The sequence below is a fragment of the Tenacibaculum sp. 1B UA genome, from assembly GCF_033978845.1.
In the GTDB taxonomy this organism is placed as follows: Bacteria; Bacteroidota; Bacteroidia; order Flavobacteriales; family Flavobacteriaceae; genus Polaribacter.
In genome coordinates this window covers 64,099-76,209 of record NZ_JAKVUA010000018.1, presented here as the reverse complement: position 1 = coordinate 76,209, position 12,111 = coordinate 64,099, and the positions used below count along the sequence as shown (strand labels likewise).

The window sequence follows — 12,111 nt, the reverse complement described above, 5'->3', positions numbered from 1 at the left end:
TATTCAGCAGTAAGACTTAAACTTATTAATTCCAAATCATTTAGCTTTGGCTGTCTTCTTTGGTAGGTTAAAAGCTGGTGTTTTGATGTTTTTTGTAACACTTTCAATATTCTTTCATAATTTGCATTTAAGTTGTTCATTGTTAATGTTTTGTAACTGAAACAATTTGCTAATTATCAGTAAGATGAACAACTTTTTTATTTTAAATCATAATGCACAACGGGTTTGGTATATGTATAATGTTGAAACTGAAGGGCATTCTTCTATAATAGCATTAAATATTTTAAATAAAAATAGAACTATAATTCTATCAAATATTTCAGCATTTAATAAAAATGTAAAAAATATAGACCAACTTGTTTAGAATTAATAAAATCACAATATTAAAAATAACGAACTTGATTATATATTAAAGAAAGAATACTAGTACATTTTAAGAGATCCATATTCTAAAACAAGCCATAATTTTTCCGTTTTTACAACTAAAATATTTATTTTAAACTAGAGGTTTAACCTATTCTGAATGATTTAAAAAAAACCTATGACACTAAGTATCACAGGTTTTTAATACAACTAATTATATTCTAATGATTAGTCATCTAATAACTCTGCTGCAGTTTTTAGTTTTTCTTTTAATTGTTCAGCTAAATCGTTGTTACCATCCGCATCTTGCGGACTAATTTCTATAGTACCATCTTCATTACCATCAATAGCAGAAGATAAATCTACTTCATTTAACATTGCATCTAAATCAAAGTTTATAGTAACCTCAGTTAAGCTTTCAGAAACAATAATATCAGTAGTTTCATTTTCAAAGTCTACTTCAATTTCTTCTTCAAAATCATGCCAGAAGATAAACGGTACAGTATTTATAGTACCTTTAACAACAACCGTTTTATTAAACATGTCGCTAGACTCGTCTGTATTTTTATCAAACTCAAACTCAATTTCCTCGTAATCAGCATTTGGAAGTTCTAAAGAAGTAATGTTTGATATTCCAGTTAACAAATCTAACTGAAATGGTCCTCTCAACTCAATCTCATCATCAGAACTTATGATACTGTCATTCATAGTATCTTGGTATTTATCATCAAACTCTAACTCTATTTCTGTGATGTTTAGTTTAAAATCAGAAATGGTTACTTCTGCATTATTTACACTTTTTGAAGCTAGTTTACTCTGATTAAATGTGTTAGTTGAAGATGCCTTAATTCTTAAGTTTTCATTGTTTCCATCTTCACTAGTACAAGAAGTTCCTAATAACATTAATGAAGTTGCACTTAATAATAATACTGTTTTTTGTAATGTTTTCATGATTTTGTTTTTTCATTTATAACCTTAAGACAACCATATCTCTCCTCTCCCTACCCTAAAATTTATTTTTTTCAAGATAAAAATATTACCTACTAATAATGAGTTATTTGTAGACATATTTTAACAAAAAACTTCTCGTCACCAATATCTAACAGAATTAAAAACTCTGTTTTTTTTACTAAGACTTATCTGAAACAAAGTCAAATTGACTTTTTAAAAACACTTTTTTAGTAAAAAATTGTCTTTTGGTTAAAAAAAAGGCAATCAAAAAATAAAACTGACTCAAAAAAAACACTAACAAAGCAAATTTCACCTTTATATGCACTAAAAAAAATTAAATTCATTTAATTTGTAGTAAATCTCAATAAACTATGTCATCAAAAAATAAACTAGAAAGTTTTACTAATACAGCTGAAGAATTTGTCTCTCCAGAGTACATTCGTAACCGCTTCTCTAAAGTTATGTCTGATATGTACAAAAATGAGGTGCCACTTTATGGTGAGCTACTTGATTTGGTTCATGACATAAATGATAATGTTCTTTCTGAGTCTAAAGAAATTGAAGAGCAGTTAGCACATACTGGCGAATTAACTCGACTAAATATGGAACGCCACGGAGCAATTCGTTTAGGTAAACCCTATGAATTATTTACGATGAGACGTCTGTTTAAAGTAATGGGAATGTATTCTGTTGGCTACTACGATTTAGCCCCAGCTGGTGTTCCTGTTCATTCTACAGCATTTAGAGCTATTGAAAGTACCGCTCTTAACCAAGCTCCATTCAGAGTTTTTACCTCCTTATTGCGTTTAGATTTAATTGATGATGCTCAACTTCGTAACAATGTTGAAACTATTTTAGAAAAACGTCAAATTTTTACAGAAAAAGTTTTGCAACTCATTGATAAATCTGAAAAAGAAGGAGGGTTAAATAAAGAAGATGCCGAAACCTTTGTTCAAGAAGCATTAGAAACTTTTCGTTGGCACGATATTGCTACCGTAGATTATGAAATGTATGAAGCTTTATTAAATCAACACAGATTAATTGCTGATGTAGTTGCTTTCAAAGGGCCTCACATCAACCACCTAACCCCTAGAACTTTAGATATAGACAAGGTACAAGTAAGTATGGAGGATCGTAATATTCCACCAAAAGACAATATAGAAGGACCTCCTGCAAGAAAATGCCCTATTTTACTACGTCAAACAAGTTTTAAAGCATTGACCGAAAAAGTTACTTTTAAAAACAATGCTGAAAAAGAAGAAATAGGCGAACACAAAGCTCGTTTTGGTGAGATTGAACAACGTGGTGTAGCGTTAACTCAAAAAGGACTTGACTTGTATCACGAGTTATTAGGTAAAACACGTAAAGCTATTGGTGGATCACCAACTGCCGAAAATGCCTCAGAATACAATAAATTATTAGCAGAAAATTTTAAAGTTTTTCCTGATAACTATGAAGAGCTACACTCAAAAGAATTGGCATATTTCCATTATTTCACTACCGATAAAGCAAAAACTTTATCTAAAGAAAAAGTGTATACAAAAGCAGATGTAAACCAATTATTAGAGGATGGCTATTTAAGCATAGAACCTATGGTTTACGAAGATTTCTTACCTGTAAGTGCAGCAGGAATTTTTGCTTCAAACTTAGGAACAGATGATGCTAAACGCGAATATGAAGGTACTTCTAATCAATCATTATTTGAAAAGGATTTAGGTGAACCTGTTTATAAGTTAACAAAATGGTATGAAGATATGCAAGATGAAAGCATACAAAACTGCTTAGCAGTAATAAATGCTTAAGCGTAAAATAGAATATTGAAAAAGTGTAGCCGTATATTTGCATTATCGGCTACACTTTTTTCGTTAAAAACGATTGTTTATCTTGTAGCCTATATTAAGTTTATGCTAACAAAATTATTCTTTTGGAAAATCAATTTGATTATATAGACAAACAAATACTTTCAAAATTACGTTTAGATGCTCGTAAAGCCTATTCGCAAATTGCGGAAGAATTAAAGGTTTCCAACTCCTTAATTCATCAACGTATTAAAAAGTTAACTGCAGAAGGTGTAATTAAAAATGCGGAGTTTGTTTTAGAAGAAAAAAGCTTAGGCTATAAAACCAAATCATACACAGGTATTCGATTGCGTGAAGCTCGCTTTGCTAAAGAAGTAATGCATGAGTTGGAAAAAATACCTGAAATAACCGAATGTAACTTTGTTTCTGGTTACTACGCTATTTTTATTTTAATCTTTGCTAGAGACAACGAACATTTACAAAAAATACTATACGATAACGTACATTTAATCAAAGGAGTGGCAGGAACCGATACTTTTATATGTTTCGATACCTGTTTTAAGCGTCACATTCCAATAGAATAATTAACAACACTACCCACATTTTAGGTATTTAAGATAATGGTACAAACAACACAACTAGAAACGTTCAAAAAATCATTAACTGGCGAACTATTTTTTGACAACCTACATAAAAACATTTACGCAACCGATGCTTCAGTATATCGTAAAATCCCACTAGCAGTTGCCTACCCTAAGAATATACAGGATATTCAACTTTTAATTGATTTTGCTACTAAGAACAATATTACCTTAATTCCTCGTACTGCAGGAACTTCGTTAGCAGGACAGTGTGTAGGAGATGGAATTGTTGTAGACGTTTCTAAACACTTCGCCAACATATTGGCTTTTGATGAAATTAACAAAACCATTACGGTAGAGCCAGGAATTATTCGTGATGATTTAAACCGCTTCCTAAAACCATTCGGATTGTTTTTTGGGCCGAATACCTCAACCTCTAACCGTTGTATGATTGGGGGAATGGTAGGTAACAACTCTTCAGGAAGTACTTCTATACGTTACGGTGTTACCCGCGATAAAGTCATTGCTATTCAAGGTTTATTAAGTAATGGTAGTGAAGTTACTTTTTCTGAAATCACCTCAGCAGAATTCAACCAAAAGAAAATAGAAAATTCGTTAGAAGGAAACATCTATCGTGCTATTTATACAGAGCTTTCTCAAGAAGCCGTTCAACAAGAAATAAAAAAAGAGTTCCCAAAAGAAAGCATTCACCGAAGAAATACTGGGTATGCAGTTGATGAATTTTTAACTTCCGATTTATTTGGCGGAACTCAACCAACTATCAATCCTGCTAAATTTTTATCAGGAAGTGAAGGAACCTTAGTATTTTCAACGGCTATTACAATTCAACTAGACGACCTACCTCCTACGCAAAGTATTATGGTATGTCCGCATTTTACTAGTGTAAACGAAAGCTTAAAAGCTACTGTTACTACCATGAAACACACACTCTATGCTTGTGAATTAATGGATAAAGTAATTTTAGATTGCACTAAAAATAACCGTGAACAAGCCAAAAACCGTTTCTTTTTACAAGGAGATCCGGAAGCTGTGTTAATGTTAGAAGTTTCGGCAGACACTATAGAAGAAGCTGAAATATTAGCCGATAAACTTATTAAAGATTTAAAAGCAAACAATTTTGGGTACCACTATCCTAAAGTATATGGCGAAGACATTGCTAAAGTACATCAGCTACGAAAAGCAGGTTTAGGATTATTAGGAAACATTGTTGGAGACGATAAAGCGGTAGCTTGTATTGAAGATACTGCCGTAGCCTTGGAAGATTTACCTACCTATATTGAGGAATTCACCAAAATTATGGATAAATATCAGCAAAGAGCAGTGTATTATGCACATGCAGGAGCTGGTGAGCTACACTTACGTCCTATTTTGAATTTAAAGAAAAAGGAAGACGTAGTATTATTTAGAAAAATAACTACTGAAACTGCTGAGTTAGTTAAGAAGTATCAAGGATCGTTTAGTGGTGAACATGGTGATGGTATTGTGCGTGCGGAGTTTATTCCGTTAATGATTGGTGATAAAAACTACCAATTATTACGAAGAATAAAAAAGGCATTCGATCCAAATAATGTATTCAATAAAGGAAAAATTACCGATGCTTTTCCTATGGATCAAAGTTTACGTTATGAAATTGATAGAAATGAACCTAAGATAGAAACCATTCAAGATTTTTCGGATAGTGAAGGTATTTTAAAGCTAGCTGAAAAATGTAACGGCTCAGGTGATTGCCGTAAATCTCCTGAAGCTGGGGGAACACTCTGCCCAAGTTACCGAGCTACTCGTAACGAAAAGGAAACTACACGAGCAAGAGCCAATACATTACGTGAAGTGTTAACCAATAATACTGCTAAAAACAAGTTCGATTCTAAAGAACTAAAAGATATTCTCGACCTATGTTTAAGCTGTAAAGCTTGTGCTAGTGAATGTCCGAGTAATGTAGATATTGCTTCGATGAAAGCAGAATTCTTATACCAATATCAAGAAACAAATGGATATTCTTTCCGTAGTAAATTATTTGCTAACAATGCTAAATACAACAAATTAGGAAGTAAATTCCCTGTGCTAACAAATTTCTTTACCAACACCACCCTAGCTAAAAAAGTTATGGGAGTTGCTACAGAACGTTCCGTTCCTAAATTAGCAAAACAACCATTGAGTGCTTGGTTGAAAAAACACGATACTAAACCTGCCAATAAAACGGTATATCTATTCAACGATGAATTCACCAATTATTACGATGCTGAAATTGGTAAAGATACCGTGATTGTATTAGAAAAACTTGGGTATGAAGTAAAAACTGTGAACCACGAAGAAAGCGGACGTAGTTACATCTCAAAAGGTTTTTTAAAAGAAGCTAAGGAAATTGCAAATAAAAATGTGAACACTTTTAAAGAATTAATTTCTAAAAAAACTCCATTAATTGGAATAGAACCTTCGGCTATTTTAACTTTTAGAGATGAATACTTGCGTTTGGCAGACGATAAAATAGCAACCAAAAAACTTTCTGAAAATTGTTTTACTATTGAAGAGTTTTTAGCGAACGAACATGCTAATGCATCTATAGATACAACTAAGTTTAGTAACGAAACAAAGGAACTTAAAATACATGGGCATTGTCATCAAAAAGCATTATCTAGTACACATGCCTCTTTTTCTATATTAAATATTCCCAAGAACTATAAAGTAACAATTATGAATACCGGTTGTTGCGGTATGGCTGGATCTTTTGGATATGAAAAAGAGCATTATAAAGTAAGTATGCAAGTGGGTGAAGATACGTTGTTTCCTAAGATTAGAAACTGTTCAACCAGTGCAGAAATAGTAGCCGCTGGCACTAGTTGTCGTCATCAAATTTATGACGGAACAAAACGTTTAGCAAAACACCCTGTAACAATTTTAAAAGAAGCTTTACTTTAAATAATTGATTTTCATTTCTTTATTTTGTACTTTTAAGACGATTAACTCTTAAAACGTACTATTATGGCGAGCAATAAAATCATCTTTAACAATGCACTGCTTATTTTTGCAGGTATTGTTAGCTTTTTTTTAGTTATGAAAATTTTTGGATTAGAAGATATTTCCGAACTGCGTTTTTTAAACTTTGCTTTCGTTCTTTATGGTATTAACAGAGCTATAAAAACTAATATTGTTAAAAACCACGAATCATTATATTTTACTAATTTTTTATTAGGAATAGGAACTTCTATAATTGCTATAGCTTTAACCATTTTAGGGTTAATTATATATGTAGATTTTATTGATCCTGATTTTATGAAAATACTTGAACAGTCTTCTTTTTGGGGTCAGAATTTAAGTTTACCACTAGTTGTATTTGCTTTAGCTATTGAAGGGATTGCTTCTTCAGTTATCTGTTCTTTTATTTTAATGCAATATTATAAAAACTATAAAGTTTCTAATACTATGGTTGCTTAGGTTTTTGGTAAAAAAACTTCAGCCATCATGCAACGAGCACTTCCACCACCACAGGTTTCTATAGTTTCTAGAGAGCTGTGTAGTATTTTGCTGTGCTTTTCTATAGCGTGAATTTGATTTTGTTTTAATGAATTAAAAGCAGAAGAACTCATTACCAAGTAACGTTCGTCATTCGTTCCTTTAACTTGTAGCATATTTCCTGCAAATTGTGTTACTTGCTGTTCTGATATAGCAATAACTTCTTTTCCGTCCGACTTTAAATGTTTTAATAAGTTTTTCTTTTCTTTTTTATCATCTATCGAATCTAAACATACCACCGCAAAAGTTTCTGCGACACACATCATTACGTTTGTATGATAAATAGCTTCTCTCCTACCCTCAACTGTTTGATTTGCTGTAAAAATTACAGGAGTATATTCAAAATCTTCACAAAATTCTATAAACAATTCTTCTTCGGCACGTGGAGACAAGGCACAATAGGCTTTTCTATTGTATCTATCTAAAATCATACTCCCAGTTCCTTCTAAAAAAACTTCTTCCTCTTCTGCTTCCGAATAGTCTACAACATTTTCTATTACAAAATCTTTTTCTTCTAATATCTCTAACACATCTTCTCTACGCTCTAAGCGTCTATTCTCTGCAAACATCGGGTAGATCGCTACATCACCATTTTCATGAAAAGAAATCCAGTTATTTGGAAATAGTGCATCTGGTGTATTAGGTTTTTTAGTATCTTCTACAACTACTACAGTAACTCCTACAGCTTGTAATTTTTCTACAAAAGTATCAAACTCTTCTTGTGCTTTAGCATTAACTGATGCAGGTAACATTCCCGACAACTCTTGCTGGTAATAATTATTTACTGCGGTTTGCTCGTTCATCCTAAAACTTGCAGGACGAACCATTACTATGGTATTTGTTGTTTGTTCCATATTGCGAATGTAATAAGTTTTTTTAGTTTGTATTTGCAACCAGAATAGTTTAAAAACAACTAAATTTTATTAATTTATCCTATTATATTTCTGTTTTGTCCTATCATACTTAACTACACTCACTATATTTTTGTTTTAAAAAAACATGAGCAGTTTATTTCAAACAATTTTAGTAGGCATTGGAGCTATAATAACTATGGATGTGTATTCTTTTATTTTAAATGCTTTTGGCATTAAAACTCTTGATTATAAATTTCTTGGTCGTTGGATTGGGCATTTTTTTAATGGTAAATTTTCTCACCACACAATATTTACCGCTCCTTCCATAAAACACGAACATATAGTTGGTTGGGTTGCACATTACGCCATTGGTATTACTTTTGCTTTATTCTTAGTCCTTTTTTTTGGCAAAAAATGGCTTGAAAACCCTACGTTTTCACCAGCTTTAATTATAGGAATTGTAACTGTTATAGCTCCTTTCTTTTTTATGCAACCTGCATTTGGATTAGGAATTGCTGCTTCTAACACTCCTCATCCTATTAAAGCTCAAATAATGAGTTTAATAACACATGCTGTATTTGGGTTTGGATTGTTTTTAAGTGCTAAAATTTTAAGTACCTTAGTTAAGTAATCAAGTTTATTAAATATAACATTTTATCTCTTATACAGCAAAGCCACTAATACTATGAATTATTAGTGGCTTTGCTTTTATGTACAAAAATTTATTTTTTTCTAATTATATCAGCTAAATAGCTAGCGTCTTTTGACACACCTCCTAAAGTAGCAGAACCACGTGTATGCATCCAAGGTAAACCTATAAAATACAATCCTTCAATATTACTCACCCCTCTATAGTTTTTTGGGTAGTTATCTGAATCTAACTCCAAGCCTTCTATCCACTTAAAATTAGGACGATACCCTGTTGCCCAAATAATATTTTTTATGGAAGTTACTTTTTTATTTTCAAAAACAACTTCGTTATCTAAAGCATCTTTAGTTCTTCCTACTGTAATTACATTTTCTCGAGATAAAATTTCTTTTACATCTGTACCAATTACAGGTTGTAATGATGTACTTATTTTTTTGCCTATCCAGCTGTATTTACTAAACCTTAAAAACCCGATTAACGTAAACCACCACCACAGGGTTTTACCTAAAAATTGTTGTGGTAAAGTTTTCACCTTAGTATCTCCTGAAAAATAAACCTTCTTTGAGTTTTTATATTTAGAAACCTCATCTAAAATTTGATAGCCAGAATCCCCTCCTCCAACAACTAACACATCCCCTTCTTGCAACTGTTCACTATTTTTATAATAATTACTATGCATTTGCAATATATCATCAGATAATTTGGTGTGACAAGGTGGTGTATATGGTATATGAAACGGACCTGTTGCTATAATTACATTCTTTGCTACAATTTCTCCTTCATTATAGATAATATGAAACCCTTTTACCGTTTTTTTTACGGATGTTACTAACGTATTCAATTGTACAGGAATGTCAAACTTCTTTACATACGATTTAAAATAATTGCTAACCTCATATTTAGTCGGATAATGACCTTTAGGTGCTTTAAATTTTAAACCTGGTAAGTGATTATATTCGGTTGGTGTAAATAGTTTTAAAGAATCCCATCTATTTAACCAAGAGGCTCCTACTTCTTCTTCTCCGTCTACTACTATAAAGCTTTTTTCCATCTTTTTTAAGTGGTAAGCCATGGATAAGCCTGCTTGTGCACCACCAATAATCACAAAATCTAACATCTAAAATCATTTTCATTAAGAGCTCAAATATAGATACTTTAAACAAACGCATCAAGCTTTTCTCGGAACTGGAAATTCCCTTGAAATTAATAGAGCTGCCATTTACAATATATTAAACTCATTACAAGCAAAATAACTTAAACTTTGTTTATATGATAAAAGCATGTTATCAAATAGTTTCGATTCATTAAAACAGTAGTAACATAAAGTTCTTATCAATCTTTACTATATTTTAACAAATTCCATAACAACACCTATTACTATTATAAATATTTTCACCAAAAAATAAGCTATAAGCTTACAAACATAAAAAACAAACTATGGGATGGTTTAACAAAAAAAAAACTTCAAAGAACAATACTCCAAAACCTCAAACAACTCAAAAAGGCTCTTCAATAGTTAGATCTCAATCAATTACTATTTGTCTAGACGCCGGATTTCATCCTGCAAGTTCTCTCCCTACAATTAGAGAAACAAAGTTAAGACCTGCTGATGAAATCGCAGGAAGACTCCACGCTATAAAAGCTCTTGTTTTATGGATTATGGTGCCTTCAGAAAACTTACCAGATGAAAAAATAACTAACTTTATTAATCAAAATGAACTTCTTGATTACATGACCCTAGAGGAAAAAGAAATACTTGATGCTTCTAGAAATGATATTGAGTTAAGAAATTCTATTGGTTGGAAGTTTGAAAACGCATGGCCACTTGCCTGGTACTTTGGTTATGACGAGCCTGAAATTTCTGGTCAAATGATGACTGGTGAGCAAATGCAGGAAATCTTTATAAATTACACTTGTTCACTTGATTCTTTAATTAGTGATTGGCTTCCTCAGCAACACACGCTAGAAGAAGAAAAATTAGTAGAAAAAGAAGATTTATTTTACTGTTTGCATAATGCTGTAAGAAGTGCTCAACTAGGAGGAAACACTACTCCTGATGACTTTGACCCTATTGGAAATGGAGGAGTTATACATGAACGTAGATATTCGTTAACATGGATGCTTTCTGACGGTACTGAGTGGGGAAATACCGATCTTAGTACGTAAACAAATAAAACTAGAGACGTTAATTCTAGACTACATAAATTTGCTAAAATTGAAATTTTAAGAAATTGAGAATCTTTATACTAGTAATTTTACTACTTAGCTTGTATTCATGTAAGAAAACACAAATTAACTCTACTTCCTTCTGGGGAAGTGAAGCCTATATAAAAAATCATAAAGGATAATCCTTTAGAAATAAAATTAATTAAAAAATTCACTATGATTATAAGAAAAGCCACTACTAAAGACGCTAAAGAAATTGCTACCTGTATGATGTTAGCTATGGAAGAAATTGTTTATAAATTTATTGGGGAAAACTCTACAGAGAAAGCACTTCATTTTCTAGAATCGTTAATTATTCAAAAAAACAACCAATACTCTTATGAAAACTGTTGGATCATAGAAGATAATAATAAAGTTATTGCTGCAACAAACATATATAACGGTGCAGATTTGGAAAAGCTTAGAGCACCAGTTGCCTCAGTAATAAAAACTATGTTTAATCAAACATTAGTGTATGAAAAAGAAACACAACCTGGAGAATACTATATTGATTGTATTGGCGTAAACCCTAGTTTCCAAGGTAAGGGTGTCGGTTCTAAAATACTTCAATTTTTAATTGATGAATATGTTCATAAAAAGAATGAAACATTAGGTCTTTTAGTTGATAAAGACAATCCTAATGCTAAAAAATTGTATTTAAAACTAGGCTTTAAAGTTGTTGGTAAAAAGACTTTAGTTGATAAAGAAATGGAGCATTTACAAATACAGTAACTTTATTAAGAAAACTATAACACACAACACTCCGTTTATTTTATAAGTTTACAATGTGAGAAAACACAACAAAATATCAAAAACCTCTTCCCTTTTTCCTATAGTAGGGCTAGTATTTTTATTACTATTCTCTCCCTGTAAGGTTAGAAACTTTATACAAGCAGAACTTAATGTTCCACTTACAGAGGTTTCTAGCAAAAGTCAGACCACCACGAGTAACCTTAGTTGCTATAGTAGTAAAATTGTAGATGAGTCGCTAATACAAGTATCATCATCAGTTAAAGTGCTCCAACTGTTTTTTGTAAGAACTTTCAACTTTTCTGTTCAGTTTATTGAAAACATACCTAACGAGACAGTATCCAATTACAAAAAAAAGAAGTTTCTTACACCTTCAGTTCCTCTTTATATCTTATTTAAAAACTTTAAGGTTTACCTCTAATCCTACT

At 31.6% G+C, this 12,111-nt stretch carries 11 protein-coding genes; 8 read left to right on the top strand and 3 right to left on the bottom strand.

Annotated elements, in window-relative coordinates; genetic code table 11:
- The first annotated feature begins 184 nt into the window (after positions 1 to 184).
- Positions 185 to 364: a hypothetical protein gene (locus MK851_RS13000; RefSeq protein ID WP_320244306.1), complete on the top strand. Its 180-nt coding sequence runs from the start codon at positions 185 to 187 to the stop codon at positions 362 to 364.
- 227 nt (positions 365 to 591) lie between these two features.
- Here MK851_RS13000 and MK851_RS12995 read toward each other — a convergent pair whose 3' ends face one another.
- Positions 592 to 1,314 (bottom strand): hypothetical protein, encoded by a 723-nt coding sequence (locus MK851_RS12995; protein ID WP_303511199.1) that lies wholly within the window; start codon positions 1,312 to 1,314, stop codon positions 592 to 594.
- Between the two features lie 371 nt (positions 1,315 to 1,685).
- Here MK851_RS12995 and MK851_RS12990 point away from each other — a divergent pair, with 371 nt between their 5' ends.
- The 4 genes from MK851_RS12990 (at position 1,686) to MK851_RS12975 (ending at position 7,147) form a co-directional block, all read left to right on the top strand.
- Entirely contained in the window at positions 1,686 to 3,116 is a 1,431-nt protein-coding gene (locus MK851_RS12990) for a VOC family protein (RefSeq protein ID WP_320244305.1), read from the top strand.
- Positions 3,117 to 3,238: 122 nt separating this feature from the next.
- Positions 3,239 to 3,697 carry an Lrp/AsnC family transcriptional regulator gene (locus MK851_RS12985; protein ID WP_047789278.1) on the top strand — a complete coding sequence of 153 codons (459 nt, stop codon included), beginning with the start codon at positions 3,239 to 3,241 and terminating at the stop codon, positions 3,695 to 3,697.
- Between the two features lie 36 nt (positions 3,698 to 3,733).
- Positions 3,734 to 6,631, top strand: coding sequence for an FAD-binding and (Fe-S)-binding domain-containing protein (locus MK851_RS12980; protein ID WP_320244304.1), 2,898 nt, complete (start codon positions 3,734 to 3,736; stop codon positions 6,629 to 6,631).
- A gap of 63 nt (positions 6,632 to 6,694) precedes the next feature.
- Positions 6,695 to 7,147, top strand: a complete 453-nt coding sequence (locus tag MK851_RS12975) for a hypothetical protein (protein ID WP_303511207.1) — start codon at positions 6,695 to 6,697, stop codon at positions 7,145 to 7,147.
- Here MK851_RS12975 and ctlX read toward each other — a convergent pair.
- Positions 7,144 to 8,079, bottom strand: a complete 936-nt coding sequence (ctlX, locus tag MK851_RS12970; protein WP_303511208.1) for a citrulline utilization hydrolase CtlX — start codon at positions 8,077 to 8,079, stop codon at positions 7,144 to 7,146. The two genes, MK851_RS12975 and ctlX, sit on opposite strands and share 4 nt — an antisense overlap.
- A gap of 145 nt (positions 8,080 to 8,224) precedes the next feature.
- Here ctlX and MK851_RS12965 point away from each other — a divergent pair, with 145 nt between their 5' ends.
- Positions 8,225 to 8,710: a DUF2938 domain-containing protein gene (locus tag MK851_RS12965; protein WP_320244303.1), complete on the top strand. Its 486-nt coding sequence runs from the start codon at positions 8,225 to 8,227 to the stop codon at positions 8,708 to 8,710.
- A gap of 91 nt (positions 8,711 to 8,801) precedes the next feature.
- On the opposite strand, the gene MK851_RS12960 is transcribed toward MK851_RS12965, so the two are convergent.
- The gene (locus tag MK851_RS12960) at positions 8,802 to 9,845 is read right to left on the bottom strand and encodes a flavin-containing monooxygenase (protein ID WP_115900862.1); all 1,044 of its coding nucleotides are present in this window, start codon (positions 9,843 to 9,845) and stop codon (positions 8,802 to 8,804) included.
- A 320-nt stretch (positions 9,846 to 10,165) separates the two neighbouring features.
- Between MK851_RS12960 and MK851_RS12955 the strand changes: the two genes are divergently transcribed.
- Together MK851_RS12955 and MK851_RS12950 are read left to right on the top strand one after the other, a co-directional pair.
- A complete protein-coding gene (locus MK851_RS12955; protein ID WP_320244302.1) occupies positions 10,166 to 10,894 on the top strand; it encodes a DUF4272 domain-containing protein in 729 nt (242 codons plus the stop codon).
- 216 nt (positions 10,895 to 11,110) lie between these two features.
- Positions 11,111 to 11,665, top strand: a complete 555-nt coding sequence (locus MK851_RS12950; protein ID WP_320244301.1) for a GNAT family N-acetyltransferase — start codon at positions 11,111 to 11,113, stop codon at positions 11,663 to 11,665.
- Positions 11,666 to 12,111: the final 446 nt, after the last annotated feature.

What these genes read in the sequence shown, in the direction of transcription:
- ctlX (WP_303511208.1), bottom strand. Translation starts at nt 8,079, where the DNA reads ATGGAACAAACAACAAATACCATAGTAATGGTTCGTCCTGCAAGTTTT.
- MK851_RS12955 (WP_320244302.1), top strand. Translation starts at nt 10,166, where the DNA reads ATGGGATGGTTTAACAAAAAAAAAACTTCAAAGAACAATACTCCAAAA.
- MK851_RS12975 (WP_303511207.1), top strand. Translation starts at nt 6,695, where the DNA reads ATGGCGAGCAATAAAATCATCTTTAACAATGCACTGCTTATTTTTGCA.
- MK851_RS12980 (WP_320244304.1), top strand. Translation starts at nt 3,734, where the DNA reads ATGGTACAAACAACACAACTAGAAACGTTCAAAAAATCATTAACTGGC.
- MK851_RS12990 (WP_320244305.1), top strand. Translation starts at nt 1,686, where the DNA reads ATGTCATCAAAAAATAAACTAGAAAGTTTTACTAATACAGCTGAAGAA.
- MK851_RS12995 (WP_303511199.1), bottom strand. Translation starts at nt 1,314, where the DNA reads ATGAAAACATTACAAAAAACAGTATTATTATTAAGTGCAACTTCATTA.
- MK851_RS12960 (WP_115900862.1), bottom strand. Translation starts at nt 9,845, where the DNA reads ATGTTAGATTTTGTGATTATTGGTGGTGCACAAGCAGGCTTATCCATG.
- MK851_RS12950 (WP_320244301.1), top strand. Translation starts at nt 11,111, where the DNA reads ATGATTATAAGAAAAGCCACTACTAAAGACGCTAAAGAAATTGCTACC.
- MK851_RS13000 (WP_320244306.1), top strand. Translation starts at nt 185, where the DNA reads ATGAACAACTTTTTTATTTTAAATCATAATGCACAACGGGTTTGGTAT.
- MK851_RS12965 (WP_320244303.1), top strand. Translation starts at nt 8,225, where the DNA reads ATGAGCAGTTTATTTCAAACAATTTTAGTAGGCATTGGAGCTATAATA.